The following is a 453-nucleotide window of genomic DNA, read 5'->3' on the forward strand; positions in this document are numbered from 1 at the left end:
AACGTGCATGGCGCGCCGGCGGGCGGCGTCGCGCGTTCGTCGGCGAGCGTTTCCTGCGCGTCGATCGCGAGCGCGACCGCGCCGTCTTCGACGTACAGCGGCGCGACGGTGATCGTGCGCGACAGGCCGGAGCCGGGAGCATCGGCCGCCGACGCGGCCGCGGATGTCGCGGCGCAGCCCGCCGCCGGCGCGATGGGCAAGCTGTGCGTGTCCGAGCGGGCCTGGCCGACGGTGGTCTTCTGCTCGAACGCATCGATCGTCTGGCCGTCGCGTACTACCTGGATCTCCCAATCGACCACGGGCTGCGGCGCGCCTTGCGCATGCGCGGCGCCGGCAAGCGCGCCCGCGAAGCAGGCTTCAAGCACGAATTTTCCGGCGCGGGCGGGCCGGGAGGCGGGACTGGCGAACATCTTGCGCTTAAACGGAATCATCGAACTTCGGACCGCGCGGGTT

At 71.7% G+C, this 453-nt stretch carries 1 protein-coding gene; it reads right to left on the bottom strand.

Annotated elements, in window-relative coordinates:
• Nucleotides 1–431: hypothetical protein (locus tag J5M57_RS28515; RefSeq protein WP_207938548.1), on the bottom strand; the 431-nt coding region annotated here is incomplete at its 3' end.
• Nucleotides 432–453 lie beyond the last annotated feature (22 nt).

It is taken from the genome of Pseudomonas sp. 86_A (genome assembly GCF_017491705.1).
Classification (GTDB): Bacteria; Pseudomonadota; Gammaproteobacteria; order Pseudomonadales; family Pseudomonadaceae; genus Aquipseudomonas; species Aquipseudomonas koreensis.